This is a genomic window from Bdellovibrio sp. (genome assembly GCF_047637665.1).
In the GTDB taxonomy this organism is placed as follows: Bacteria; Bdellovibrionota; Bdellovibrionia; order Bdellovibrionales; family Bdellovibrionaceae; genus Bdellovibrio.
Genome location: NZ_JBLJBT010000020.1, coordinates 13,122 through 39,557, shown reverse-complemented (window position 1 = coordinate 39,557; position 26,436 = coordinate 13,122). Strand labels below are relative to the sequence as shown.

At 46.7% G+C, this 26,436-nt stretch carries 25 protein-coding genes; 11 read left to right on the top strand and 14 right to left on the bottom strand.

The features are described from left to right. The gene (locus ACM64D_RS06945; RefSeq protein ID WP_415062473.1) at positions 1 to 3,102 is read left to right on the top strand and encodes an efflux RND transporter permease subunit; all 3,102 of its coding nucleotides are present in this window, start codon (positions 1 to 3) and stop codon (positions 3,100 to 3,102) included. Here the strand turns inward: ACM64D_RS06945 and ACM64D_RS06940 are convergent. After that, positions 3,099 to 4,511, bottom strand: coding sequence for a protein adenylyltransferase SelO family protein (locus ACM64D_RS06940; protein WP_415062472.1), 1,413 nt, complete (start codon positions 4,509 to 4,511; stop codon positions 3,099 to 3,101). The two genes, ACM64D_RS06945 and ACM64D_RS06940, sit on opposite strands and share 4 nt — an antisense overlap. A gap of 98 nt (positions 4,512 to 4,609) precedes the next feature. Here ACM64D_RS06940 and ACM64D_RS06935 point away from each other — a divergent pair, with 98 nt between their 5' ends. Continuing rightward, positions 4,610 to 5,050: a MerC domain-containing protein gene (locus ACM64D_RS06935; RefSeq protein ID WP_415062471.1), complete on the top strand. Its 441-nt coding sequence runs from the start codon at positions 4,610 to 4,612 to the stop codon at positions 5,048 to 5,050. Here the strand turns inward: ACM64D_RS06935 and ACM64D_RS06930 are convergent. Further along, positions 4,943 to 5,710 (bottom strand): murein L,D-transpeptidase catalytic domain family protein, encoded by a 768-nt coding sequence (locus ACM64D_RS06930; RefSeq protein ID WP_415062470.1) that lies wholly within the window; start codon positions 5,708 to 5,710, stop codon positions 4,943 to 4,945. The two genes, ACM64D_RS06935 and ACM64D_RS06930, sit on opposite strands and share 108 nt — an antisense overlap. Before the next feature lie 283 nt (positions 5,711 to 5,993). On the opposite strand from ACM64D_RS06930, the gene ACM64D_RS06925 reads away from it, so the two are divergent. Continuing rightward, on the top strand, positions 5,994 to 6,368 hold the full coding sequence (locus tag ACM64D_RS06925; RefSeq protein ID WP_415062469.1) for a high-potential iron-sulfur protein: 375 nt from the start codon (positions 5,994 to 5,996) through the stop codon (positions 6,366 to 6,368). Between the two features lie 75 nt (positions 6,369 to 6,443). Here ACM64D_RS06925 and ACM64D_RS06920 read toward each other — a convergent pair whose 3' ends face one another. Beyond that, a complete protein-coding gene (locus ACM64D_RS06920; protein ID WP_415062468.1) occupies positions 6,444 to 8,108 on the bottom strand; it encodes an AMP-binding protein in 1,665 nt (554 codons plus the stop codon). 111 nt (positions 8,109 to 8,219) lie between these two features. Between ACM64D_RS06920 and ACM64D_RS06915 the strand changes: the two genes are divergently transcribed. Together ACM64D_RS06915 and ACM64D_RS06910 are read left to right on the top strand one after the other, a co-directional pair. Next, positions 8,220 to 9,302, top strand: a complete 1,083-nt coding sequence (locus tag ACM64D_RS06915; protein ID WP_415062467.1) for a hypothetical protein — start codon at positions 8,220 to 8,222, stop codon at positions 9,300 to 9,302. Continuing rightward, a complete protein-coding gene (locus tag ACM64D_RS06910) occupies positions 9,292 to 9,765 on the top strand; it encodes a peroxiredoxin (RefSeq protein ID WP_415062466.1) in 474 nt (157 codons plus the stop codon). The genes ACM64D_RS06915 and ACM64D_RS06910 overlap by 11 nt, the downstream gene beginning before the upstream one ends. Before the next feature lie 51 nt (positions 9,766 to 9,816). Here ACM64D_RS06910 and htpG read toward each other — a convergent pair whose 3' ends face one another. Together htpG and ACM64D_RS06900 are read right to left on the bottom strand one after the other, a co-directional pair. Continuing rightward, positions 9,817 to 11,688, bottom strand: coding sequence for a molecular chaperone HtpG (htpG, locus tag ACM64D_RS06905; protein WP_415062465.1), 1,872 nt, complete (start codon positions 11,686 to 11,688; stop codon positions 9,817 to 9,819). A gap of 96 nt (positions 11,689 to 11,784) precedes the next feature. After that, positions 11,785 to 12,609 carry a C1 family peptidase gene (locus tag ACM64D_RS06900; protein WP_415062464.1) on the bottom strand — a complete coding sequence of 275 codons (825 nt, stop codon included), beginning with the start codon at positions 12,607 to 12,609 and terminating at the stop codon, positions 11,785 to 11,787. Positions 12,610 to 12,948: 339 nt separating this feature from the next. On the opposite strand from ACM64D_RS06900, the gene thrS reads away from it, so the two are divergent. After that, positions 12,949 to 14,211: a threonine--tRNA ligase gene (gene thrS, locus ACM64D_RS06895; RefSeq protein WP_415062463.1), complete on the top strand. Its 1,263-nt coding sequence runs from the start codon at positions 12,949 to 12,951 to the stop codon at positions 14,209 to 14,211. Positions 14,212 to 14,230: 19 nt separating this feature from the next. Here thrS and ACM64D_RS06890 read toward each other — a convergent pair whose 3' ends face one another. From ACM64D_RS06890 to ACM64D_RS06870, 5 genes are read right to left on the bottom strand one after another with little or no spacing between them, the layout of a single operon-like run. Next, complete coding sequence (locus ACM64D_RS06890) at positions 14,231 to 15,310, bottom strand: tryptophan 2,3-dioxygenase family protein (protein WP_415062462.1); 1,080 nt, start codon at positions 15,308 to 15,310, stop codon at positions 14,231 to 14,233. Beyond that, a complete protein-coding gene (locus ACM64D_RS06885; protein ID WP_415062461.1) occupies positions 15,307 to 16,332 on the bottom strand; it encodes a threonine aldolase family protein in 1,026 nt (341 codons plus the stop codon). The genes ACM64D_RS06890 and ACM64D_RS06885 overlap by 4 nt, the downstream gene beginning before the upstream one ends. A gap of 1 nt (position 16,333) precedes the next feature. Next, positions 16,334 to 17,293: a formimidoylglutamase gene (locus ACM64D_RS06880; protein ID WP_415062460.1), complete on the bottom strand. Its 960-nt coding sequence runs from the start codon at positions 17,291 to 17,293 to the stop codon at positions 16,334 to 16,336. Next, positions 17,293 to 17,877, bottom strand: a complete 585-nt coding sequence (locus ACM64D_RS06875; protein ID WP_415062459.1) for a hypothetical protein — start codon at positions 17,875 to 17,877, stop codon at positions 17,293 to 17,295. Before ACM64D_RS06875 ends, ACM64D_RS06880 begins: the two co-directional genes overlap by 1 nt. 44 nt (positions 17,878 to 17,921) lie before the next feature. Further along, on the bottom strand, positions 17,922 to 18,641 hold the full coding sequence (locus tag ACM64D_RS06870) for a creatininase family protein (RefSeq protein WP_415062458.1): 720 nt from the start codon (positions 18,639 to 18,641) through the stop codon (positions 17,922 to 17,924). A 41-nt stretch (positions 18,642 to 18,682) separates the two neighbouring features. Here ACM64D_RS06870 and ACM64D_RS06865 point away from each other — a divergent pair, with 41 nt between their 5' ends. Both ACM64D_RS06865 and ACM64D_RS06860 read left to right on the top strand, forming a co-directional pair. Further along, the gene (locus ACM64D_RS06865) at positions 18,683 to 19,525 is read left to right on the top strand and encodes a hypothetical protein (protein ID WP_415062457.1); all 843 of its coding nucleotides are present in this window, start codon (positions 18,683 to 18,685) and stop codon (positions 19,523 to 19,525) included. Positions 19,526 to 19,558: 33 nt separating this feature from the next. After that, on the top strand, positions 19,559 to 20,095 hold the full coding sequence (locus ACM64D_RS06860) for a hypothetical protein (RefSeq protein WP_415062456.1): 537 nt from the start codon (positions 19,559 to 19,561) through the stop codon (positions 20,093 to 20,095). Positions 20,096 to 20,148: 53 nt separating this feature from the next. On the opposite strand, the gene ACM64D_RS06855 is transcribed toward ACM64D_RS06860, so the two are convergent. Then, a complete protein-coding gene (locus tag ACM64D_RS06855; RefSeq protein ID WP_415062455.1) occupies positions 20,149 to 21,075 on the bottom strand; it encodes an HD-GYP domain-containing protein in 927 nt (308 codons plus the stop codon). Between the two features lie 34 nt (positions 21,076 to 21,109). Between ACM64D_RS06855 and ACM64D_RS06850 the strand changes: the two genes are divergently transcribed. Continuing rightward, a complete protein-coding gene (locus ACM64D_RS06850; RefSeq protein WP_415062454.1) occupies positions 21,110 to 21,628 on the top strand; it encodes a hypothetical protein in 519 nt (172 codons plus the stop codon). Here ACM64D_RS06850 and queG read toward each other — a convergent pair. Next, a complete protein-coding gene (gene queG / locus ACM64D_RS06845) occupies positions 21,625 to 22,677 on the bottom strand; it encodes a tRNA epoxyqueuosine(34) reductase QueG (protein WP_415062453.1) in 1,053 nt (350 codons plus the stop codon). The two genes, ACM64D_RS06850 and queG, sit on opposite strands and share 4 nt — an antisense overlap. 63 nt (positions 22,678 to 22,740) lie before the next feature. Between queG and ACM64D_RS06840 the strand changes: the two genes are divergently transcribed. Next, a complete protein-coding gene (locus ACM64D_RS06840; protein WP_415062452.1) occupies positions 22,741 to 23,949 on the top strand; it encodes a CCA tRNA nucleotidyltransferase in 1,209 nt (402 codons plus the stop codon). Then, positions 23,942 to 24,553, top strand: a complete 612-nt coding sequence (locus tag ACM64D_RS06835) for an RDD family protein (RefSeq protein WP_415062451.1) — start codon at positions 23,942 to 23,944, stop codon at positions 24,551 to 24,553. The genes ACM64D_RS06840 and ACM64D_RS06835 overlap by 8 nt, the downstream gene beginning before the upstream one ends. On the opposite strand, the gene ACM64D_RS06830 is transcribed toward ACM64D_RS06835, so the two are convergent. Both ACM64D_RS06830 and ACM64D_RS06825 read right to left on the bottom strand, forming a co-directional pair. Further along, positions 24,550 to 25,929, bottom strand: coding sequence for an HD domain-containing phosphohydrolase (locus ACM64D_RS06830; RefSeq protein ID WP_415062450.1), 1,380 nt, complete (start codon positions 25,927 to 25,929; stop codon positions 24,550 to 24,552). The two genes, ACM64D_RS06835 and ACM64D_RS06830, sit on opposite strands and share 4 nt — an antisense overlap. After that, positions 25,929 to 26,429: a chemotaxis protein CheX gene (locus ACM64D_RS06825; protein WP_415062449.1), complete on the bottom strand. Its 501-nt coding sequence runs from the start codon at positions 26,427 to 26,429 to the stop codon at positions 25,929 to 25,931. Before ACM64D_RS06825 ends, ACM64D_RS06830 begins: the two co-directional genes overlap by 1 nt. Positions 26,430 to 26,436 lie beyond the last annotated feature (7 nt).

The window sequence follows — 26,436 nt, the reverse complement described above, 5'->3', positions numbered from 1 at the left end:
ATGAATTTACCAAGTCTGTCGATTAAAAGACCGATCTTTATATCTTGTATCGTGATCTTGATGTTGATCCTCGGGGCTTTTTCTTTAAGAAAAATGCCGGTGGATATGTTTCCAGATGTCACCTTCCCGGTTTTATTTGTGCAAGTGACCTATCCCGGGGCGTCGCCTCTGGATTTGGAAAAGCAAGTATCAAAACTTGTTGAAGATGAAGTGGGAAGTATTTCCGGGTTAAAGACCCTGACATCCAATAATTTGGATAGCGTTGCGATTATTGTGATGGAGTTCCAGCTGGGAACCGACATCAAAGAAGTCGAACAAGAAGTGCGCAACCGGATCGGAAATATTCGGCGCGATCTTCCGGCGGATATTTATGAGCCGGTCATTCGTCGTTTTGACCCTGCGGATCAGCCCATTGTGACCTTGGCGATTACAACGGATCTGGCTGACGGGGAGTCCTACGACTTGGCGAACGAAGTTATCAAACCGCAGTTTGAACGTTTGAAAGACGTTGGACAGGTCGATATCTTTGGCGGACGTAAACAAGAGATCCATGTCCTGATTGATAAGAATAAACTTCAAGATCGTAAGATCTCAATGCTGCAGGTGTCTCAGCGTATTTTGGATACTTCTAAAGATATTCCCGTAGGGAAAATCGAGAATCCGAAAACAGAGACGACCTTACGTACCAGTGGTGAGTTTGATTCGTTGAAGCAAATTTCTGAAGTGAGTGTGAACTTTGTCGGTTCTGATAAAGCCGTTCGCGTTCAGGATGTCGGTCGTGTGGTGCGAAGCCTGGAAGATCAGAAAACCATCGGTCGTATTAAAGGAAAAAAAGCACTCTTGATGAACGTCTATAAGCAACGGGGGGCAAACACGGTCGCCGTAGCTGAAAACGTGAAGAAAAACATCGAGAAAACCAACGCGATTCTTAAAGAAAAGAAGATCTCTGGAGAAGTGACCTTGGTGCGTGATACTTCTCGGCCCATTCAATTGAACGTCTATGACGTGAAGGAATCCATCCTCATTGGTATTTTCCTGTGCGTGATTGTCGTGTTTTTCTTCTTGGGATCGGCGCGTTCGACTTTTATCACCGCAATGGCATTGCCGAACTCGTTATTGGGTGGTTTTGTCATTATGTATGCGATGGGGTTTACCATCAATTTGATGACCTTGTTGGCACTTTCGTTGGCGGTCGGTCTTCTGATCGATGATGCGATCGTGGTGCGGGAAAACATCTTCCGGCACCTTGAGATGGGAAAGAAACCTAAAGACGCGGCTTTAGAGGGTACCAAAGAGGTGGCCATGGCTGTTATCGCGACCACGCTGGTCGTGATCGCCGTATTCGGTCCGATCTCTTTCCTTCAGGGTATTGTGGGGCAGTTCTTTAAGCAGTTCGGATTGACCGTGGTTTTCACGATGTTGATCTCGTTGTTTGACGCCTTCACGGTGGCACCGATGCTTTCAGCTTATTTAGCCCATCCTGATGAGCATAACAAAGGGACTGGTGTTATCGGAAGGATGTTGGCGGCTTTTGATAGATTCCAAACTTGGTTGGAAGATATTTACGAGACGGCCCTCAAATACACGCTCCATAATCCTAAAAAGATTTTGGTGGGTGGGACGTTGATCTTTTTTAGTTCCTTGGCAACGATTGCGTTTATTCCAAAGACGTTCTTGCCGTCCCCCGATAACGGTGAATTTATGGTTAACGTCGAACTTCCTGTGGGATCTTCGTTGATGGCGACCAGTCAGTTCACAGAGAAGATTGAAAAGATTTTCGATGGCGATAAAGCGGTGGATATCGTTTTGACGATCGTCGGTAACACCAACAACGAGTCGAATAAGTCATCTCTGTTTGTACGCTTGGTTGAACGTAAAAAGCGTAGCATGTCGACCACGGACTATAAAGAAAGCGTTCGTAAGAAGTTGAAGGAGTTCGAAGGACAAGCTATCGTGTCTTTAGGAGACATTGACGCCGTGAACTCGGGACAAAAGCCGTTGAATGTGAATATTCAAGGTGAAAATCTTGAAGAGCTGAATGCTTATGCTCAGAAAGTGGTAGAGCGCATTAAGAAGATTCCGGGGCTTGTCGATGTCGACACGAACTTCCGATCAGGAAAACCAGAGTATCATGTGATCTTTGATCGTAAAAAATCAGAAGCTTTGGGCGTTTCCACAGTGACGGCGGGGGCAGAGCTTCGCAATCGCACTGAGGGGAATGAAAATGCGATTTTCCGTGAAAATGGGATCGACTATAAAATTCGCATTCGCTTCGAAGAGGCGTTCCGTGATTTGCGCACTCAATTTTCTTCGACGTTTGTTCCTAATGCCAATCATAATATGATTCCCTTGACTCGTATCGCACAAGGGGAAGAGACGTTCGGTTACTCTCAGATCAATCGTCAGAATAAAGGACGTTATATTCAGATTTCCGGGAACCTGGCAAAAGGGGGCGCTTTAGGAACGATCTCTGCCGAAATTGAAAAGGTGGTCAAAAACGAGATTCCTCCTCCGAAGGGGATTGATTATAAATTCCAAGGACAGGCTGATGACTTTAAAGAACTCATCGAGAATATGTTGTTGGCGATTTTCCTGGGTGTGACCTTCATCTATCTTGTTCTGGCAAGTTTGTATGAAAGTTTCATCACGCCGTTTTCGATCCTATTGGCCTTGCCACTGGCGATGACCGGAGCCTTCTTGGCGTTGTTAGTCTTTGGTAAGACAATCGATATCTTCTCGTTGATCGGTATTGTCTTGCTTTTAGGGGTTGTGGCGAAGAATTCGATCTTGCTCGTAGACTACACGAATCATTTGATCCACGAAGGATTAGAGCGAAATGCGGCCCTTTTAAAAGCATGTCGCACACGTCTTCGTCCAATTTTGATGACATCCTTGGCTTTGATCGCGGGGATGATTCCGATTGCGATTGGTTTGAACGAAGCTTCGGCGATGAGAACGTCCATGGGGATTGCTATCATTGGAGGTTTGTTGAGTTCAACACTCTTAACTCTTTTGATCGTTCCTGCGGCCTTCGGCTTTATTGAGGACTTCAAAGCTTGGTTCCGCAGAAAACTTGCGAAACTGAGCGGTTATCAACCTTAAGAGTACACACCACGGAAGCTGCGAATTTCAGCAAGCTTCCGTTCAAAAGGGGCCCAGTTGTCATTGTCGGCGATGGGCTTCCATAAAGACTCCAATTCATCAATAAGTAGGGAACACGCAGCCTCTTTTTCAAAGTAGGGATGTTGGGCCCTTTCTTCTGAAGCTATTTCAAAGCAATCCAATGTGTCGTGAAGCTTTTTGAAGGACTCTTTAGTGTAAAGATCTTTCTGGGGCGAACGAGTCAGTCTTTCAGGTTGTCCGCCTGAATGCAGATCAAAAAAAGTCTGTTCAAAAAGTGATTTTTCTTCTTCCATGAATTGGAAGAGTTGTGTGACCAAAGAGACATTCAGCTCCCAGGCTTGAGTGGGCTCTTGAAGTGGGTTTCTGAGGTTGAGCCGTTTCAAGGCATAACGATGGACTTGAGAGGTGAAGACCTCGCCAAAGTCCGCGAAGATCTCATCTAAAGAAAGATCGGGGAAAGCGGTCTGTAGGGCTGCTCCGAGCTGATAGAGATTCCACAGGACGGCGGCAGGTTGGCGCCCAAAACAGTAAAGGCCGGTCTGATCAAAGTAGGCGGCGGTGAAGCGGGGATCGTACGTGGGAAGGAAACGGTAAGGACCGTAGTCAAAACTTTCTGAGGTAATATTCATATTGTCAGTGTTTAAAACGCCATGAACAAAGCCGCTCATCATCCAGGCCGCCGTGGTTTCAGCCACGGCGTGAGAGACGGCTTGGAGGAACAGCGTTGCCAGTTCTTGGTCTTTGTATAGGGTCAACTGAGGGTAATAGTGTTTCACGCAATAGCTTAAAAGTTTTTTGATGTTCTCCGGTTGTTTCAAATAAGCCAGTCTCTGGAAAGTTCCAAAGCGAATATGACTGTGACTGAGGCGGACTAAGACTCCGGCGCGAGTGGGAGAGGGTTCGTCGTGGCGCTCTAGAGTTTCACCGGTTTCAAAGACTGAGAAAGTTTTGCTGGTGTTGACGCCGTAAGATTCTAGCAGTTCTGTGGCGAGGATTTCACGGAAGGCTCCCTTCAGAGTTAAACGCCCGTCGCCGCCCCGAGAATACGGAGTCTGACCACTTCCCTTTGTTCCCAGATCTAAAAGTTTTGAAGCCATTTGAAATTGAGCAAAGAGAAACCCCCGACCGTCGCCAAGCTGCGGGTTGTAGCTTTGAAATTGATGGCCGTGATAGCGTAAAGCCAAAGGTTTATGGATATTTCCAGGAAGAGGTTGGAAAGCCCAAAAGTGTTTTTGCCATTCATCGGCGGTAAGCTCAGAGAGCCCGACCTCTTGAGCGGCTTGCTGATTGCGATAGCGGAGGGTGGCGTGAGGGAATGTCGCTGGGGACACTTCGTCATAAAAATCAGGGCCGAGCTCATAAATGGGGGCGGTAGTTAAAGCAGACATCGTCCTTTTATGGGGCTTTCTCAATTGAAACGCAAGTCTCACCACAACTCTAGTTGACAATAACTTGCATTTAGGCCAAAACATTATCACCGAGGGCGGTGACTGTGGATGATGTGAAATCTTGTTGCGATGTGAATCATGCTGAGCACGAAAGTTTTGAAGAACAATCAGATCGCTGGGATAAGCTAGGTATTTTTCTTTCTAGTCTTTGTGCCATTCACTGTCTGGTGACGCCTCTTTTGATCATGACTCTTCCAGTATTAGGGGGGGTGTTTGAGCAGGAGTGGGTTCATATTTCTATGGCTCTTTTCGTAGTTCCGGTGGGCCTTTTCGCTTTTTGGTCAGGATATAAACATCATCGACAACCCAAAGTTTTTGGTCTTGGAGTCCTTGGTCTTTTGATGGTAGGGGGAGCTTCAGTGGCTCCCCATTCATGGGTTGAGTTCTTCGAGCACGACCTTGTTACTATTTTCGGGAGTATTTTTCTGATCATTGCCCACGTTCTGAATCGTCGGGCTTGTTTGTGTCACCGCCATTAAGTCCTTGTGATAAGCGTAAAAGACGGCGCCGTTTTTTATAAGCGGCAGCAGTTTTTTATTTATTGCCGGAGAGACCGCAGGGCACCCCCAACTTCGTCCCATCCGTCCGTACTTTTCTAAGAAATCCAAAGAAACATAGTCGGCTCCGTGCATGACGATGGCTCTCTCAAAGGCGCGATCGTTCGATTTTTCAAGTCCATGCAAAAACAGAGATTCGCCGTGACTTCCTTGATACGAAGAACCGGTAATAAAGAATCCAAGAGAGCTTTTCCGGGAATCCATCTGATTTGAAAAGCTAATGGCTTCATCTTCTCCGGTGTTCACGCCGTGGGCCACATAGTACTTTTCCACCTTGCCCTCTTTCAGATTTAAGAAATACAGGCGTCGCGAGGAGGAGGGTTTGGAGTAGTCAATAATCACCGCATAGTCTTTGTTGGCGATCTTCTTGGTGGTTTGTTCTTGGTGTAAGTTCACCTTGAATTCTTTTTCTTCATTGAGGTCTAGGAATTCAAAGGTTCTTTCAAGGGCAGGAAGGGGGATGTCGGCCTCTTTGAAGAGATCGTAAAGAAGCTTTCCTTCGACCTTCTTTTCATACCAAGATCCGGCCCAGCCTTGTGAAGTGATGAGTAAAATAAGAGAGACACTGCAAAGAGATTTCATACGTCCACCCCCCAAGATGAAGCATTTGAATCAGGTTCGTGAGAACGACTATCAAGGTCTGTGCCCATGCTGGACGTTTGTGAAAGATGGCTATTTTCTTTACAGCCGTAGTTAGAGATCAAGAAGCGACAGAATGGGGCCAGGAGTGCAGCAATCTGCGACACCGGGGAGGAGACTTTTGTCGATTCTCGGCAGGGCCTCTGAAAAAATTGTAAAAATACAATTGAAAACCAAATGAAAAGGAATAGTATCTAACTTTGTAAACTCATTTTACGGAGGCAACATGATCGATAATAAGATGAATCGTCGTAGTTTCTTTTCAACTCTAGCAAAAATCACGGGTGTCGCTGTCGTGGCTCCAGCTGTTTTGACAACAGTGTTCTCTTCTGAAGCAAATGCTCAGAAGAAACGTGGTTCTGCTCCTGCAGCAGGTGGCGCTATGCCGTTGATCGATCCAAACGATTCAGTAGCAAAAGCAGTTAAGTACATCGAAGACTACAAAAAATCTCCAGAGGCTAAGGGCAACCACTGTATTACTTGTGGATTCTACACAAAAACAGAAGTTCGCGCTGGTAAGGAAGTTGGAACTTGCACAATCTTCGCTGGTAAAGTTGTTTTGGGAGACGCTTGGTGCGCTTCTTGGAATAAACGCGCTTAATCTTGAATTTATAAGATAAAAGCAAAAGGGCAGATCTTTGATCTGCCCTTTTTTTTTACCTTTGATTTTTAAAATCTATTTGCTGGATTCTCTGAGCGCACGACGAAGGATTTTTCCGACATTTGTTTTTGGAAGCTCCGTGCGGAACTCGACCAGGCGAGGAACCTTGTAGTTGGTCAGGGATTTGCGGGCGAAGGCAATAACATCTTCAGCCGTCAGGTTTGGATCTTTCTTAACGACAACGGCTTTTACGATCTCTCCGGAATGCTCATCGGGAACGCCGATCGCGGCAACTTCAAGAACGCCAGGGTGCCCAGCAATCGCTTCCTCGACCTCATTGGGGTAAACATTGAAGCCAGAAACCAGAATCATATCTTTCTTGCGATCAACGATCTTGAAGAAACCATTCTCATCAAACATGGCGATATCGCCGGTTCTGAGCCAGCCGTCCTTTAGGACTTTAGCGGTCTCATCATCGCGCTTCCAATATCCAGCCATGACCTGAGGGCCTTTGCAGCACAGCTCTCCCGCTTCACCTAGGCCGACTTCTTGGTCGTCATCATTGAGAAGTTTAATATCAGTACTAGGGAAGGGGAGGCCGATGGTGCCCACTTTGTCCGTGCCATCAATGGGATTGCAGCAGACCACAGGTGAGGCCTCGGTCAGTCCGTAACCTTCGACGATCACGGATTTTGTGAGTTCCATCCATTTTTCAGCGACTGATTTTTGTAAGGTCATGGCTCCGGCGACACTGACTTTAACTTTGCTAAAATCAATGGTCATGAACTCTGGATTGTTCATAAGAGCGTTAAATAATGTATTGACCCCGGCCATAACAGAGAACGGAGTTTTTTTAAGTTCTTTGATAAAACCAGGAATGTCGCGTGGATTGGTGATGAGAACGTTCTCAGCACCATAACGAAGAAGGCCAAGGCAATTCAACGTCAAGGCGAAGATGTGATAGAGAGGAAGGGCCGCGATGGCGATTTCTTCGCCTTCGCGAAGTTTCGGCGTCATCCAATCGCGGATTTGCAGAACGTTCGCTAAGACATTGCGATGAAGGAGCATGGCCCCTTTAGCAACTCCGGTTGTCCCCCCCGTGTACTGCAAAAATGCAATATCTTCCAAAGTAGTGCTGATCTTTTGAGAGGGCTTCATGGCACCCAGTTCGAGAGCTTGGCGGAACGTGTAAGCTTGAGGAAGGTGATAAGCGGGCACCATTTTTTTGATATACTTAACAACAGAATTTACCAAGAGACGTTTGGGAGTAGGGAAAAGGTCGGCGATCTCTGTGATCACGATACTTTCGATATCCGTGTCTTTAAGAATTTGCTCTAAGAGGTGGGCATAGTTCGCCAAAATAACAATGGCTTTCGCGCCGGAATCTTTGAACTGGTGCTGCATTTCCTTCGCGGTGTAAAGAGGGTTGGTGTTTACGATGGTAAGTCCACAGCGCAGGGCTGCGAACGCCACGATCGGGAATTGAAGAAGGTTGGGCATCTGAATGGCGATGCGGTCGCCTTTTTTCAGTTTAAGTTCGTTCTGAAGGAAGGACGCGAAAATATCCACTTTGCGATCCAACTCTGAGAAGGTGAGACTGACTCCCATGTTGGTGAAGGCTTTTTTGGAGGAGAACATCCGAATGGACTCTTCGTAGATGTCATAAAGAGAAGAATATTTTGAAAGGTCGACTTCGGTAGAGACTCCTTTGGGATAGTTTTTAAGCCAGATCTTTTCCATTTTTCTCCTCCAGTTGCTAATAAATTCTGCACTTTGAAAGTTTAGAGTAAAGATTCGAGCCGGGTAAAGTAAATTCTTGTTTTCACTCGGTCTATTTGCAAGACTTAGAGTATGAAAGTCCTTCGTGCCTTCGTTGTTGCTGGATCTCTTTGCGGCCTAACTTCCTGTTTTTCGAAGGAAGAAAAGGTTCCCGAGCCTGTTGTGGCCGCGCCTAAAGTGATTCAGAAGTCCGTCGCGACAGAAGACGGGATGAATAAGGACAAAAGTCTCAGTATTTTCACCCGTTATTTTGAACAGGCAGATGCCATTCATCGCGAGGCCTGGTGGGTCTTGACCGCAGAACGACGACCTGTTGGAAAATCTCCGTTTGGAAAAATTCAAAGAGCTTTACTGTCATCACAAAACATCAAGCTTTCAAATAAATCCATGTTTCGCTGTGATCGCTATGTGGTGAAGCGCGATGTGATGGGTCTGGATGGATTTCCTCAAAAAGGGGAAGTTTTTGAAAAATGCAGTGAAAAAACGGAAGCAAAGAAGCTGGCCGATTTTTCCGCGACCAGCTTCAGTGAGATTCAGGTGACTTTTTTTCCAGAAAATTTAGAGGAAATTTTGGGCCTGGGAGCCACGGTCCTCAATAAACATATTCAGTGTACTTTGCGGGGAAATGAAAAAGGACAGTTGTCATCCCTCAAATGTAAAGATTGGGCGCAAGACCGCAACAAAGAACAGATGATACGTCTTGATGTTTATGATTATGAACAGGCGGGACGAAATTTGATTAAACTTCGTGGGAAGGTCTATGAGAATCTCAGTGACATTCGCAAGATTGAAGCGGATGTGCCCCTGGAAGGCAAAATTCTGGTCACAGAGACAGAACTTTATGCTCCAACGCCGACACCGACGCCCTCTCCTACGGCAAAACCAACACCCTCTCCAAGTCCGAAGGTGAATGCGGAACGAGTTCCGGGGGCGCCTCCTCTGGAGTTACCGCCGGAGGGTGAGGAGGCACCGGCTCCCGCAGGGCCTGCTAAAATCACGCCGCTTCCGGGGTCTCCGTTGCCTCCGCCTCGAGTTGTGGATCCTGATGTTCTTATGCAGCAGGGGACTTTTGGCGCAGAGCCCGTTGTCGAGCCGGAAACACAAGAGGCCCCACCAGTTGAAGAACCGCAAGAAGGAGTGCCGCATGGCCGCTAAAGTTGAAATGGGAAAGAAAGTTCCAAATTTTAAAATCGCCTCATCAAGCGGGGAAGAGTTCAGTCTGGCTTCGCAAAAGGGCAAGAAAGTTGTTCTTTATTTCTATCCTAAAGACAGCACACCGGGGTGTACGACAGAAGGAATTGAGTTCAACGAGATGTTGTCGCAATTTAAAAAGCAGAATGCCGAAGTGTACGGTATTTCCCGCGACAGTCTTAAGTCGCACGACAAGTTTATTTGTAAATATGATTTCAAATTTGAGCTGCTTTCTGACGAAGACGAAGAGGTCTGCAAACTCTTTGACGTGATCAAAGAAAAGAATATGTACGGAAAGAAAGTCATGGGCATTGAGCGCAGCACTTTTGTGATCGACGAAAGCCAGAAGCTGGTCGGTGAGTTTCGCAAAATCAAGGCCGAGGGGCATGCCGCAGAGATTTTGAAATTTATTAAGAGCCTGGAGTAAGAAAGCAAAAGGGGCCTGTTAGAGCCCCTTTTGTTTATGTAAGAATATGCTTTAGTGCTGACCTTCCGCTGCCTGCACCATCAGCTCTGCAACCTGTTGCGAGAACTTCACAGGATCTGGAAGGCTTGAGCCTTCCGTAAGCAGTGCCTGCGCATAAAGAATCTCGGCCCACTTCTTTTGTTGCTCTTCAGAAGCCTTCAGCATCTTAGAGAAGACCGGGTGCTTGGGGTTGATCTCTAAAATTCGTTTCACCGGAGTCGAGTACTCTTTCCCCATTTGCGACATCAGCTTCTGCATGTGAGCCGACGGATCTTGAGAAGAAGAAACCAAACAAGCCGGAGTCTGAGTCAGACGGTCTGATAGAACGACGTCTTTTACATCATCAGCCAAAGCCTTTTTCATAGAATCCAAAACCGGCTTTAAAGTATCTTCCGCCTGTTTTTTCTCTTCGGCTTTTTTCTGCTTTTCCTCTTCTGTATCTAGATCAAGACCTTCGCGAGTGATGGATTGCAGTTTCTTACCTTTAAACTCGGTCAATGAGCTGACCACCCACTCATCAACAGGGTCTACGAGAAGCAAAACTTCAAAGCCCTTTTCTTTAAGTTTTTCCAGATAAGGACTGTTGTGAACCTGAGACAAAGAATCGCCCGTGATATAGTAGATATCTTTTTGCGCCTCTTTCATGCGAGTGACGTATTCGTCCAAAGTCGTCATCTTATCCGAAGAAGTCGAATGGAACAAAATCAGATCCTGAAGCTTCTCTTTGTTAGAAGAATCACTGGGTAAGCCCTCTTTCAAAGTCGCGCCGAACTCTGTCCAGAAATCTTCATAGGCTGTGCGTTCTTTGCTCAAAAGATCTTTCAAAGTGCCAAGAACTTTGTTGGTCACGTTCTTACGGATTTGTGAAACCTGACGATCCTGTTGCAGAAGTTCGCGGGACACGTTGAGCGACAAGTCGCTGCTATCAACGAGTCCCTTCACAAAGCGAAGGTAAGACGGCAGCAGGTCCTTGCAGTCAGACATAATAAAGACGCGCTTGATGTAGAGGCTGAGCCCATACTCCATATCGCGCATGTTATAGTTCCAAGGTTTTTTACCGGGCAGATATAGAAGCGCATTAAACTCCATCGTGCCTTCAGCTTTGTAGTGAACCGTGCGCAGAGGATCATTCCAATCATGAGTGAGGTGCTGGTAGAATTCTTTGTATTCCTCTTTAGAGATTTCAGAGGGAGATTTAAGCCACAGGGCTTTTTGTGAATTCAAGGTCTCGTCCTCTTTTTCGCCCTTCATCTTGATGGGATGAGCGATAAAGTCAGAGTACTTTTTTACCAACGATTTTAAAACCCAAGCATCTGTGAAGTTTTGAACTTCCTCTTCTTCCTGGAACTCTTTCAGATGCAGAGTGATAGTTGTTCCCGTGCCGTCAGGGCGTGGAACGCTTTCCAGACTGTAAGTGCCATCGCCCTGGGATTCCCACACTGTGCCGTCGTTAGAGCCCGCTTTTTGAGTGTGCAGGGTGACTTTATCGGCAACCATAAATGCCGAATAAAAACCCACGCCGAACTGACCGATAAGCTCAGGCTTGGTCTTCATTTCCGCATTCATCTGCATAAAAGCCTTAGCGCCCGAACGGGCGATAGTTCCGATAAACTCGACGACTTCCTCTTGAGTCATGCCGATACCGTTATCAATGATCTTTAAGGTTTTTGTGCCAGCATCAGGGGATAGACGAATGCTTGGTTCCCAGTCGGAAGGGAGGAGGCTGGGGTGTGTCAAGGACTGGAACTTGAGTTTGTCGATAGCGTCCGAGGCGTTGGAAAGCAACTCGCGCAAAAAGATCTCTTTATGTGAATAAAGAGAGTGAATCACGATATCTAAAAGTTGTTTGATTTCTGCATTAAAGCTTTGAACCTGTTTTGCCATAGAGACTCCTGAAAATAAACCCATCGCCTGCGAGGGGCGTTTTTAGGGATAATCTGTGTCGGATTGTCTATTTGGCAAGTCGAAAAATGGGAAGAATTAGGGATTTGTGACGCGAACCCAAGGGTCTATCATTTTGTCAAAATAGGCCGTCAGGGAATCTGCTGAAAACTTGTCCACATGTTCAAAGGTGACAAAGCCATACCCTTGCATTCCCCAGGCCGGGCCCCAGGAGTTTTTGAACATAAAGACCTTCTGCTCATCGTCATAGCCGACGATCAGAACGGCATGGCCGCCGCAAGAAAGATTTCTTGCGGTGCATTCTTTAGCGATCTCATCGTTGTAAGAGAAGGTGCCTTTTTGATCGTTGATATGGGGGACAGAGACCATGAGGGTCGTCACCACGGATCTTTTTTGATCCAGTTCGTCTTTGAACATTTGCGACCAGGGACGCTTCACCCAAAGCTGTGTCAGCATTTTGGGTTTAAGGCTGCGATGCTGCACTTGGGGAATTTTCTGACTGCGCAGGTCGTAGAAGCTTAACTGGGACGGGGACAGCGGTTTCGTGAAGTCAGGACTGCTTTTTTGATAAGGCAGATATTCCTCGGTATAGAAGAACAGGCTTTGTGCGAAACCGTGAAGCAGGTCGTAGGTGCTTCCAAACTCCACTTCGGGGCGCCAGGGCTTAATCACTTTGTGACGGAAGATTTCAAACTCTTCAGAAATATCGTATTCTGTGCCCGTGAGATTTTTGATCGCACTTTCGACTAACGCCGAAACCGCGAAATAGGCGCAGGTGTCCCGATCGCCTTGATTTTTCACTGGAGTTTGTAGGGCTCTGAGGTCAACTTGTTTTGCATAGGTCGCAGGAACCCCAACCAGACAGGCGATAAGACAGACAGAACAAAAACGAACCAGATTCATAGCAAGACCTCAGATTAGTTGCTGGGACAAGATATAACTAAAGCTCTTTCATTGCCAGTAACAGGCGCTCTAAGATCGTCGCCTGGTAATTTTCTCACTGACTTGTACAGAGTTTAGACACTTTCCTTATGGCAGCTCTAAATTTTATTTATTGGCGGGTCGAAGAAAGGACGTGATAGTCTGATTTTATGAGTTTCATCCTTTTTAAACTTATTCATAGCGTTCGTATCACCACCCCGTAGGGGTTTCATCTTTTATCGTCGCGACAGCGACTTTTGCGATTTCTGTTTTTAAATATTAATTTTATTTATTTTCCCTCTTGGGAAATTTGGAGATTTTATGTCTTCCGTCAAAGATCACGGTAAGGCGGGGCCCTCCCATGCCTTGAAGGATCACCGTGAATTAAATCAAAATCATTTTTACTATCATCTCGATGAATCCGTGGGGGCCGGTCTGCCCCTGTGGCTTCCCGCCGGTGTGGTGATTCGCGAAGAGTTGGAAAAGCTAATGAAGGAGCTGGAGTTTTTAGCGGGCTATCAGCGTGTCGCAAGTCCTCATATCGCCAAAGAAGAGCTTTATTATCAGTCAGGCCATCTGCCTTACTATGAAGAGTCCATGTATCCCTCAATGAATTTGGACAACGTGCGCTTTCGTTTGCGACCAATGTGTTGCCCGCATCATCACAAGATCTATGCGTCGCAACTGAGAAGTTACAGAGACATGCCATTGCGCTTGGCGGAGTACGGGCAGGTGTATCGCTATGAAGGCTCGGGGGCCTTGTCGGGTCTGATGCGAGTGCGAGGTCTTTGTCAAAATGACGCCCACATTTATTGCCGCCGATCTCAAGTAAAAGAAGAGATTCTAAAGGTTCTAAAAATGTATCAGGAGGCCTATCGAATTTTAGGAATCTCCAAATATCATCTTCGACTTTCCAAATGGGAAAGCGAGGAGTCCGACAAATCCCAGAAGTACGTACCCTTTCCCGAAAAATGGCAATGGGCTGAAAATGTTCTGAGAGAGGTCTTAATCGAAAGCAATCTCCCCTTTGTGGAGGCCCCCGGAGAAGCCGCTTTCTATGGACCCAAGATCGACATACAGATGGAATCAATCCACGGCAAAGAAGAAAGTGCCTCTACTGTACAACTGGATTTCATCAGTGCGGAACGCTTTGATCTGTCCTTCATCAATGAAGCTGGAGAGCGAGAACATCCTTTGATAATTCACCGGGCTCCGCTGGGTTCCCACGAAAGGATGGTGGCGCTTTTAATTGAAGCGTATCAGGGGGCCTTGCCACTGTGGTTATCTCCAGAGCAGATTCGAATTTTACCTCTGGCGGATCGACATATCGAGGAGGCTGAAAAATCTCGCTTGCTGTTACATAATTCTTTTGTGCGAGTGCGTGTCGATGATCGTGTTGAGTCCTTGTCGCGAAAAATCGCCGAAGCCTGGCAAGCCAAAGTGTCTTATGTCGTTATTATCGGGGATCAAGAGATAGCACAAGGTTGTGTGAGCGTGCAGGAGCGGGGACAGCGAAAGGCAGAAAAAATGGAGGTATCCAAACTGCGAGATATGCTGCTAGATAAAATCAAAAGGAGGAGCTAAAAGCTCCTCCATAAAATATCTAGTAGTGAAAATTCATTTTATCCGCGATGGACTTCGGCAGTGCCGGCACTTGAGAACGCGGGATGAAGAATGTCGTCAGATTAAAGAAGTCGCCGAAGATCTTGTGTTTTGAAGTGGCCTCAGCCAGGTACTTGTGCCCGCTGGAACCACCAGTGCCGATTTTCTGGCCTAACATGCGGAGGGCCATCAAGGCATGGCGATAGCGCCAGGTGGTCATAGTCTCGTCAATATCCAATAACGCCTGAATGATGCGGAAGGGAGTTTGCAAGACGGGTTGATCCCGATAAAGCTGAATCAAGAGAGCGGCATGCATCGCCTTGTAGCTAAGGCGGAACTGTCCCTCTTGACGAAGTTTTTCATAAGCTGTTTCGTCAAAAAGGGCATCGAAACTTTTCAGGGTCTGCTCAAGGCCCTGAAGGTTTTTTTGTTTGTCGTCGTCTGATAATCTTGGATTAGTTTTAACGGTATTGAGATCGTCTTGGAACATGCGATTGACGGCCTCTTTATAAGAATCCCAGAAGTTGAAGTTTTCACCCTGCAAAAAGGGCGTTCTTTCCAACCATTTTTCCAGGCAATCATACAAAGACGGTTGGTCCAGAACATCCAGCATCCGCTTTTGTTGATCTTCGCTCAGAGATTTATAGAACGGTGCCTGGTTGTAAGCCAGACGATCTCCCATGCGCAATCCCAGTTTGGTTTCAATCAAACGCCACTGGAAGCTTTGAAATCCAGAGGCGGGGTAAAGCATGTCACGGAAATCCAGAAAATCTAAAGGTGTCATGGTCTCAAGCACGTCGACCTGACCGATGATCAGCTTTAAGATGCTGACGATTCGTTCAAGACGAGCACTGGCAAATCCCATCTCGGTTTCAGCGACCTGAGGTTTTTGAAACGCGGATAAAACAGAATCCAATTCGAAGATAATCTGCTTAAACCAAAGTTCGTAAGTCTGATGAACGATGATAAAAAGCATTTCATCGTGGGCGGGCTTTCCATACTCTTCGCTTTTGCGATGTTGTGTGGATAAAAGTGGGTCCAAACCCAGATAGTGATGATAATGAACCGGAGGATATTTCATCGTGCGATCTCCTTGATAGCTTGTACAAATCCGTCGATATCTTCTTTAGTGGTGTCCCAGGAGGTCATCCAGCGACACTCAAACGTTTTTTCGTCCCACACATAGAAAAAATAACGATCCCGAAGTGGCTTCACCCAAGATGAGGGAATCGTGGCGAAGACGGCGTTGCTTTGTGGGATCGCGCGCACCTGCACCTGGGGAAGATCTTTGACTGAGTTATAAAGATATTGGGCCATTTCACAAGAATGGGTCGCAATCTTCTTCCAGAGGTCGTCTGTAAAGTAGGTCTGAAACTGACAGGCGATAAAGCGGGTTTTCGAGGGAAGCTGACAACTTTGCTTGCGGATGTATTTAAAATCCTGGGCCAGGTTGTGATTAAGAAAGACGACGGCTTCCCCCATCATCAGACCATTTTTGGTCCCACCAAAGGAAACCACATCGACACCCAGATCCGTGGTGAACTCTTTAAAACTTTTTTGCAAAAAAACCGCGGCATTAGAAAGACGGGCGCCATCCATGTGAACATAAAGTTTCTTGGACTTGGCCCAGGCAATGATTTCTTTGAGTTCCGTCAGTGTGTAGGTGGTGCCAAGCTCTGTGGGTTGCGTGATACTCAGTGCTTGTGCCTGGGAAAAGTGTTGATCACCACGACGGATGTAAGCTTTCTCAAGTTCAGAAACGGAAATCTTTCCGTCCGTGGAGGCGACGGGGATGAGTTTGCATCCGGCCAGATATTCTGGGGCTCCGCACTCATCGACGTTCAGATGAGAGACATCCGAACAAAGCACCGCCTGATAGGGTTTTACCAAGGCCCGCATTGAGGTGGCATTGGCTGCCGTACCGTTAAAGACAAAGAACACTTGTGCCTCGCGACCGAAGTGCTGGCGAAATCCTTCTATGGCTTTTTCCGTCCACTCATCTGTTCCATAGGCGGGGGCGTGTTCCGTGTTGGCTAAAGCCAAAGAAGAAAAAATCTGCGGGTGAACACCAGCATGGTTGTCGCTACCAAAGCCGCGTTTCATGTCAGGCCTTGTTTAAGGTCGAAAAGATAAAGTTGTGCGCGATCAAGGCTGCAAGCTTGCTGGTGCGGTTGTCTTGATCTAGTGGTGGAGAAACTTCATAAAGACCGATACCTCGAACATCAAAGTTCTGGTTCAGCCAATGGAAGGTTTGCAAAAACTCTTTTGTGAAAAGGCCTGTCGTCCAAGACTGACTGCAGCCTGGCGCTTCGCTGGAAGAAAAGGCATCGATATCAATGCTTAAGAAGATCTTCTTTTTTTCTTTTCCCTGCATAAAGTTTTTTAAAAGGATCCCAAGACCCTCTTGGTTCACTTGATCTAAGGTGAAGACCGTCGCGCCTTGTTTTTTTGCCCAAGCGATATGAGCCTGACTGTTGCATTGGTTTTGAATGCCCACTTCGGCAAAATCCACATGGCCCGAAAACTCACTGAGAATGCGATGAAAAGGCGTTCCTGAATTGAATCCTTTGTCAGTGGGGCGGACATCCATGTGAGCGTCAAAGTTAATCAGAACCGCCTGGTCTTTGAAAACATCGAGAAAACCCGCACCATCACAGTAACCATAATCGTGACCACCACCAAGCGAGATCCAGCGTTTTCCAGCTTGTGCCAGCGTTCGCGTGATTTCTCGCGCTTTTTCGTGACGAGCCTCCAATGGTTTTTCTTTATCAACCATGTCCCCCAAATCAAGAATTTGCGGCAGACGAGTGCTGGTCAGGTGGGGTGTCATTTTATAAAGATAAGTACGGATTTCGCGGGGAGCGGCTTGGGCTCCAGGTCGTCCACCATTCAGATTGATTCCTTCATCATCGGGAAACCCCAGAAGAGCGAAATCAAAAGAGTAAGCAGAAAGATTGTGGAAATCCCCTTTGGGAAGAATCTGGACGCATTCACCGAGGCGAGGATCCTCTTTATCATTTTTTGTGAAAAGAAGATGTTTGTCGACGGGGTGAAGCCAGCTCATTAGCGAAGGTTGCTCCACTTAGACAGGTGAAGAACTTTCGTGAGGCGTCCGGTCTCAGAATCATAGATTTTCATCGTGGCGGCCCCTTTGTTGAACTGAATAGTCGCAAAGGTTGTGCTTTTAGAGTCTGACAAGAAAAGAACCCACTCTTTGCCGTCGGTGGGGGTTACGCTGTAACGATAGTTGATAGGATCAACAGTGCGGTATCCAGACCCATTTTGGAAGTCTTTCAGAGAGATCGGATAGAAGCTTAAAGAGTTAAAGTCACGAACAGACATGATGCCCTCAGCGCTGTACCAGTGACCCAACATTTTTCGAAGGCCGACATAGTCCACGCTTTCAATAACAGCGGTGCAGGTGTCGTGATCTAAAGTTCCAGAGGCTGTAACGGAATCCCCAGTAGAGAGTTTGCGAACGCTTTTAAAAGAGTCTTCAGACTTGGTGTCGACGACGTATCTTTTGCATGCTTGACCAGTGATCAAGTAAGTACCAGTAGAGTCCTTTTCTACTGTTCCCATCAAAGGCAGAGCAGAAAAAGCCACAGAAGATGCGGTCAAACTGAGGACGAAAAGCAATAATCTCATGCCCCACCTTCTTCCATGGCTCCGAAATCCGGTCAATAGTATTTCTACTCCATTTTGTGACAGATTGAGTCAACTGCTAAATTAAATAGCATTTCTCCATGCTTAGGGGAGCTGAGGCGGGGGTTTGAACCCATTCTCCCGTCCGGAAAAACCTCACGGAACTCTTGAGGGGACATGGGCCAATGAGGACGCTCTTGGGTGGGTTTAAAATCCATCGCCGGGATGTCTTTGTAGGCCTCAGGATGGGTGAACATGGTGACCGAGATTTCCCCGCAAGTGGCGTGAAAGCCATTTTCTTTTCCAAAGTGTTCAGCCTCATAAGCCGTCACTTCGGGAAGATGCCACCAGTTGAACAAGTTAATGTCGTAAGTTTCGTTGTGTTGTTTGGCTTGGCAAAAGGCCGTGGTCAGAGGAGCAATGTTTCCGCCGTGACCGTTAATAAAGGTGAACTTGTTAAAACCATGGCGCCCCAGGCTTTGAATGATTTCGGTAATGACCTGAATGTAGGTCAAAGGTGAAAAAGTGATTGTTCCCGGGAAAGCCATATGATGAACGGCCATTCCGAAACAAAGCGGAGGCGCGACGAGGGTCTTTGTTTTCTCACCAACGGCTTTAGCGATTTCCCACGCCGACAGATAATCAATCCCAATTAGCCCGGTGGGGCCATGTTGTTCCGTGGACCCCACGGGGATGAGGATGTGTTTTTTCGTTTTTAGATAGTCTTCGATTTGTGGCCAGGTTTTTTCTTGAAGATTCATCGACATTTCTTGCTCCAGTCCCCTTAGCACACATAAGATAGACTTAAATGTCTATCGATAACGGAACTTGTCAGCTTTCTTTTCCCCTGCGCGGAGAGATTCCTTCCGCCGAGACACTTATTGTGCGCGATATTGATATTGTGGGCGCGGGTTCATTGCGGCGCCATCAGTTAGAAGAGTTGCAAAAAACAAAGAACCTTATCTTGTACACTTACGAGGACAAGATTCCGTCTTCAGTCTTTGCGATCTATCAGGCAGAGATTCTTCGCACCTTGCAGTGGTTGCGTCCTGTGAAGGCGGAGCGAGGGCCGACTTTGAATCTTGCCGAAGAAAAAAAAGCACTCTTCAGTCGAATTTTTCCCGAAACGGAAAAGTCCTTGGGATCGTTCGCAGCAAAGGTCCGTGATGAATATCTTCAGGATATGGGGTGGAGCAGTTGGCTTTTGCAGGATCATTGGCGATATTTTGTGGGCTATCTTCGTCAGAAATTTCCAGAAAATCGAGCCCTGCTTGAATTAGCTCATTGGGAGTGGACTCAAGCATGGATTGAGGTTCAACCTTTTGAGATGATAGAACCCGAGCCCGGCCTCGTGACTTTGAATACTAGTCTGCAAGTGGTGTCTCTTTCAACGGATAACCCTGTGTTAAAGCGAGACAAAGGTTTGTACGCTTTTGTCTATAGTGCCGAGAAATCCACTGTGGTGGAAAGGCAACTTGATATTTATGAGGCGCAAATCATCGACTTATTACAAGAGGATAGAAAGTACACACCGTCTCAGTTGGTGGAGATGGCGCTTCTCTGTGACGAAATAACACCTCAACTATCATCCGTAGAGTGGGAAAAAAAGTTCTTATCACTCTGCCAGGACGCTATAATCTTTTCTATGTGATGATGTGATTTCGAACGAACAAGGAGTGTGAGTATGAAGAAAAATATCCTGGCCCTAGCGGCTCTTTTGATAACAAGTGCGATGGCGTCTTTTGCCCAAGCCCGAGGTAGTGCGAGCGGTGTGATGTTGACGGCAAATGCCTTTATGTACAACACCACGATCGAAACGGCCTCTGGAAAGGCAGACTCAAAATCGAGCATTTACGATGTGAAGTTGGGATATCTGATGGGGAGTGGTTTATACCTAGGTGGTATCTACAGTATTCGCAATCAGAGTGGTGCTTCATCAAGCGATGGAAAGGCGACGGGGGCTTCTTTAGGATATGTGGGGTCTAGTGGGTTCTTTTTGAAAGGGCACTACATTTTGACGGCTGAAAATGATATTTACAAGGAAGGCACCGGTTTTCAAGGTGACTTTGGGTATCTCACAAACGTGACGGGAGCCTTTATCGTTGGCGTTGAACTGACGTATCGTACGATTGAATACAAAAAGAGCGACGCGGATCCTTCGTTCACTAAACTCAAGCAAGATGAACTTTTCCCAATGTTAACTGTGGGATTTGTGTTCTAGTTGATATTTAAAGAGAAGTTTAAAAAAGGACGCCGATTGGCGTCCTTTTTTATTTAGAGACCTTTAAGAATTTCGTTTAAGAATTGAATGTGTTGCAGCGGGTGTTTGCCGACATGATCAATCATCATCTTTTTCGCGGCTTCGGCCTTGGGAACGCCTTCAAATGTAATCAAGCGATCCATGGCATTGGCCGAGGAAACTAAAATAGACAAAGGGTCCTGATCTTTTTCTCGGAGTCCCTTCGGGCCGGCTCCATTGATGGTTTCTTCATGTTGCGCGATGATATTGATGACCGTTTGGTCAAAATGCTTTTTATCCTGAACACGAGCGGCCCCTTCTGTGGGATGTTTAATCCACAGAGCTTTGTCTTCAGGGCTCATGGCATCTAGAGGCTGGCTGAGATTCAAAGTCGTGTTGTGATGTCCGTAATCATGCAGGAGTGCGCCGAGGGTTAAAAGCTGGGTTTTCTTAGGATCATTGATTCCTAATTTTTGTGCCAGCGCAATAGAAAGGGTCGCGACAGTCACACCGTGATGGGCGATGTTCTTATCGGCATTTTCGATATTCATGACTGAGCCAAGGGCGCTGGCATTGCTCATGATAAAATTCACGTACTTGCCCGCCGCATCCTTGGCATAGTTATAGGATTCGACGTTTTCAGGATTTTCGAAAACTTCTTCCGTGTTGCTTTGTTGAGAGCCTTGAATGATCTCGGCGCGTGTTTGAATGTCTTTGTTCGAAGAGTCGTCGTACGCGGTTTCGATATTTTTTTGCAAATAGCTGCGATAGCTGTTTTCTTCATCCGTCAGGATGAACATTTTGCGCAATTTCTTTTCTTTAAGGCGTTTTAAGCGATCGCCTTCGAAACTGTCGCCGCGACGAAGGTATAGCACCATCTTTTCATTGATCTTGATGTAAGCGTTAAAGTCGATTTTTTGATCGCCTCGGAGGGTGCTTACTCGAATAGAAACATAATCCATTGCCTCAGTGTCCTTCGATTGTTATCGTTTATTCATGTCGATTGATAAAGAAATTGTAGAAGATTTTGTGAACGAGTCAAAGACCTTGATTGGGGAATTAATAGACCTTCTCGAAGGTATTGAAGGTGATTTTTCTCAGGTTCAGAAATTGTCGGACTATGGTAATAACGTAGACCGAATTATGGGGGGCGCAAAGAATCTGGCCTTGATGGCGTCCTCTCCAGATCACGCGCTGCATATGATTTCGGACTATGCCGCTCTTTGTAAGGCGGTGGGATATAAAGCCTCACAAATCACTGACAACGAGCAGTTTTATGATGTGTGTGTCGCGCTTTTGTTAGATGCGACAGAGACTCTCAATACGCTTTTAGATAATATTGACCAAGAGGGGCCTGTTCTTCGCGAGACAATTCCTCAAGCGTTTATTGAGCGCTTGCGTTGGGTTTCCCATCAGTTCAGCGAAGCTTATAGCATCAGTGTTGGGACGGGATCTGCGCCTCAGAAGCTCAAGCAGAGCGATATTGATGATTTATTGAAGAAGTTGGGACTCTAACCTTCTTCTGCCGAGGATGGGTGCATGTTTTTGAGAGCCCATCCGGCGAGTTCTCCCAGTTTCTCATGTTCAAGTAAAGAGCGAACTTCCTTTTCCAAGGCAGTTATTTTTCTGTTGCCAATGACAATCAGGGCATTTCTCTTTAATCCGAAAGAGCCCGCGCGAGCCAATGGGGTTCCCATAAAATCTTTACTCAATTTCTTGCCTGAGGATGTAAGAATATAACGAAGATCTTCGACCAAGGACGTTTCATCTTTTGGCGAAAGGGACAGGCTTTTCTCAACGGAAAGCTGTCCTTTAAAAACTTTCTGATTCCAGGGGCAGGTTGTTTGGCAAAGATCACATCCAAAAAACCAATCTCCGATCTGGGCACGCAGTTCTTCGGGGGGCACTTGTCGAGACTCAATGGTCAGATACGAGATGCACTTTCGCGCATCCATCTTTCGCGGTTCAAGAAGGGCTCCTGTGGGGCAGATATCAATGCACTTGGTGCAAGCGCCGCAGAAGTTCGGTAGCGGTTCCATTTCGGTTTTTAAGCTGAGAGAAGTGTAGATTTCTCCAATGAAAAATAAGCTGCCTTTTTGAGAATGAATCAGGCAGGTGTTCTTTCCGACCCAACCCAGGCCTGCTTTTTTTGCGAGGTCTCTTTCTAAAACAGGACTGCTGTCGGTGAAGGGCAGAAACTCTTCCTCGGGCAAAATCTCTGAAAGCTTTTTGCATAGTTGTAACATGCGATCTTTGAACCAAAAATGATAGTCCATACCCTGGGCATAAAGACTGATGCGAGCTTGCCGCAGAGGAAAATCCGCTTTCTTTTCAGGGTGAGGGAAGTAGGGAATGGCAAAGACCAGGGCGCTTTGAACTCGGGGCCATTTGCGACGAGGATCTTCTTTGATGGGAGCATGGTCCTCAAGATAGGTCATGTCTCCATGAAGTCCCTCTTGCAGCCATGTTTGATAGAATTCAAAACTCAAGGGTTTGTCCAATGGGGTGATGCCGAAGTGGGAAAATCCCAATTCTTCGAGAGTTTCATCAATGAGAGACTTCATCTCCTGTGGCGTCACGCGAACAATCTCTTTCTTTCGGCTCAGTATTTTTTTACACTCAAGAGGATGTCTGAAGTTCAAAAGATCTTAGAATCTCACCCTCATTGGCCAGCTGTGGAAGTAATTTATCACAGATTGCAAGCCCATGGCTACAAGGCCTTTTTGGCGGGAGGCTGCGTGCGGGACGCTCTTCTGGGGATTCAGGCCAACGATTTGGATGTGGCCACGGATGCGAGCCCGGATCAAATCGAGGGACTTTTTGAAAAGACCGTCAATGTCGGCAAAATTTTTGGTGTCATGCGGGTTCTTGTTGAAGGGGCGGATATCGAGGTCGCGACCTTCCGAACGGATGGGACATATCAAGACGGACGAAGACCAGAGGGTGTGCAATTCTCAACTCCAGAACAAGATGCTGAGCGCCGCGATTTTACCGTGAATGCCTTGTTTTATGACCTCGGGACCAAAAAAGTTTTGGATTTTGTAAACGGCGAAGCGGATCTGCGACAAGGTTTGCTGAAAACCGTGGGGATCCCAGATCGTCGTTTTCAGGAAGATCATTTAAGATTACTTCGGGCGGCTCGTTTTGTGGGGCAATTGGATTTCCGCTTAGATCCTCAAACTTTTGAAGCTCTTAAAAGAATGTCGTCCTTGGTGAAGACGGTGAGTGGCGAGAGGTTGCGCGATGAAATGGGCAAAATCTTGAAATCCAAAGCTGTAGGCAAAGGACTTCAGATTATGGAAGAGTCCGATCTGATGGCGCATCTTTTCCCCTTTCGGTTGCGTGACAATCGGTGGGAGGGGAGTTGTGGGGCAAAATCCCCATGGCAACTTCTAAGTCTGTTTGTGCGTCAAACAACAAAAGATGAACTTGTCGCCACCCTTCAACTTTTAAAGCTTTCTGGGAAAGAACAACGAGCGATTGAAAGAGCCTGGGAGCTTTGGCAAAATCCCGCAGCCTTTTTTGCCATGAATCTAGGAAAAAAACTGCAGAAACTGCCCGATGAGGGCACTCTATGGGCCTTGCAGGTGTTAGAGTTTGAGGGCAGTTCTTGGCAGCAGGCCCTTATCGATCTTTTTAAAGAATGGGATCTTTTGCAGCGACATATTCCCGCTCCCTTCTTGAGTGGGGATGACGTGAAGGGACAACTGACCGGGCGAGCGATTGGTGCCTGTTTAGAAGAAGCCCTGGAGTTGCAGTTGGAGCGAAAGTTAAGGTCCCGTGATGAAGCTCTGCAGTGGTTGAAAGAATATTTGGAAAGAGAAACTCATGGATAGTGTTTATGTGCCGAGTACCTGGAGACGTTTGGTCGCGCAAGGGGTCGATCAAGTCATTCGCTTGGTGTTTTATATTCCTTTTATGAAGTCTTTTTTTCTGTTGGTGACGACAGACGAAGATGTGCGGATTTCATTGGGCGGTCTTGTCCTGATGTTTCTGATTCCGGCCTTGTATGAGTTTATATTTTTGGTTCTTATGCAGGCGACTCCCGGCAAGTGGTTGATGGGGCTTAAGGTCGTGCCTTTTGCCAACGCTACAGGGGCCTTGGATTGGCGCCAGTGTGTGCTACGCCCTTTGGCCGAGCGTCTGACGTTCTTTTTTTCGTGGGCCGTTTATGCGCTGGCATTTTTTCGATATGATCGCACTCATTTTGCCGATTGGGTGGCCGAAACCCGAGTTGTGCAGTTTCATCCGCGAATGACTCGCGCGAAGATTCGTTGGTTTTTAGGAAGTCTTTTGCTCATTTTTTATGTGTACGACGGGATCAGCACGTCGAAGGTAATTCTTAAGCAGATTGACTGGGAAAATCGTCAGGTAGAGCTACGATCATTGTTTGATGTGGATTCCATGAGCGACATGGTCGAAGAGTACGAAGAACTCTAAGTCTTCCACTTTTTGAAAATCTGTGTGGTCAGAAGAAGATCTACGCCGCCTTCACCACTTAAAGCTTCATCACGAAGTGTCGAGATGGCTTGAGTCGGAGTCATCGCCTGGCGGGACTCTTTGAGGGAGGTCATCTCGAGGAAGCGATAAGCAATGGCCATGAGTTTTCCCATTTCAGAAAGAGAGTCTGATTTTAACTTTTTAGGGAATCCTGTGCCGTTGATAGTTTCTCGATGTTGACCGATGGCCTCAGATATTTCTGGTGACAGGGGGACCTTTTTGGCTTTGACCATAATCACCGAGCGATCGGGATACAGTTTGTATTCGCTCATCTCTTCGTCAGTATAGTCTTTGAGATCTTTGTCGCCAATGGAGGCGGGAAGCTGAGAAAGGCCGATGTTATGAAGAAGTCCTGCAATGGCAGCGCTTTCTCTTTTTTCGGCGTTCCAGCCTAAGAGCTGCGCAAAATAGGCGGCATAGGCGGAAAGGCAAATACAGTCGTGATAAAGAGTGCGGTTGTTGCCGGTAAAGCGGAAGATCTCGTTAAAGATTTCCTGGGGATCGAGATCTTTGGTGAGCTCAAACTCCAGAACAATGTTTTTGCATTTATCGAGAATGTTTTTACCTTCTTGATAGTCCGTGACCGCGCCATTTAAGAACTGCGCCATAATTTCGTAGATGGCTTTCTTAGAGCGGTGAAACTTTTCCGTCATAGACACGGGAAGAGGGATGTTTCGCAGGCTCATGACCGTGCGGGCGTACTCAAAAAAAGCCTTCATTTGGGTTTTTTTTACGTACATTTGCTGGCGAAGGTTGCGAAATTTTTCGATGTGCTTTTCGTCAACGGAGTCGCCGGCTCGTCGCAGGACCACCGAGCGTTGGTTGGCGGGCAGGTGAACGTAAACATTGAAGTTGATGTTCATCTCCGGCTCCATGTCGCGCAAATCCACCGGCATCAACGATGTGATGGGGATGTGATCCCCTTCCATTTCAATGGGCGCAAGTTGCAGAATAATGTCAGAGATAAATTCCCGGTCGAAATTGATGTGCATCAGCTCATCGGCGCCGTTCTTCTTTGCAATATTGAAATCCAAAGGGGCTGCCGCAGAATGAAGAACAATGACTTTGCAGTCGGGGTAGTTCATCTTGATGGATTGGACCCACTCATTGGTTTTTGTAGATCCATCTTGTCCGTCGATCAAAGCCAATACGGGATTAAAACCTTGTTCGGAGTACTCCAAAGCTTCATCGACGGAACGAAAGTGTTTAAGTTGGTAGGGATAGTACCCCTTCAGGATCACAGTGACTGTCTCCCAGAAGGAAGTTCGAGGACTTCCAATGAGGACGTCAACCGTTGGACCTGAAGTGGTTTTCATTACTGTACCGTGATCTCCACGTAAAAAGTGGAACCATTAGATAAATTGAAGGGGATAACCAGAGTGGCACTTTTATCAGCATGGCTGATCTTGAAGTTACCAGAGATGACGGATGGAATCGCCATTTCGAAGTTATAGCCCATTTGATTTAACGTTGTCTTTGCGGATCCATAGATCATGTTGGTCATTTCACCAACGGCATCCGAGACTTCACCGTTAATTTGCGTGTATTTTTCACCCAACATATTCTCAAGAATATGGAAAATACTGTCTTTCCCATAAGAGATCAGAAGAGTGCCTTTGAGCGGGGGAGCCACCATACCCACCATACCAGCAATTTCGCCTTTAAGAACGAACTGAGGTTCGATAAAAGGTTTGCCGGGAGTGGCATCGGTTTGTGCCATTGTTTTGAGGGTCTTGATAACTCCATCGACAAAAGCATTGATCAGTCGTTTGTCGAAGAGAGGATTGATTGCTTCCACTTTAGGTGCTGCTGACATTGAAGAC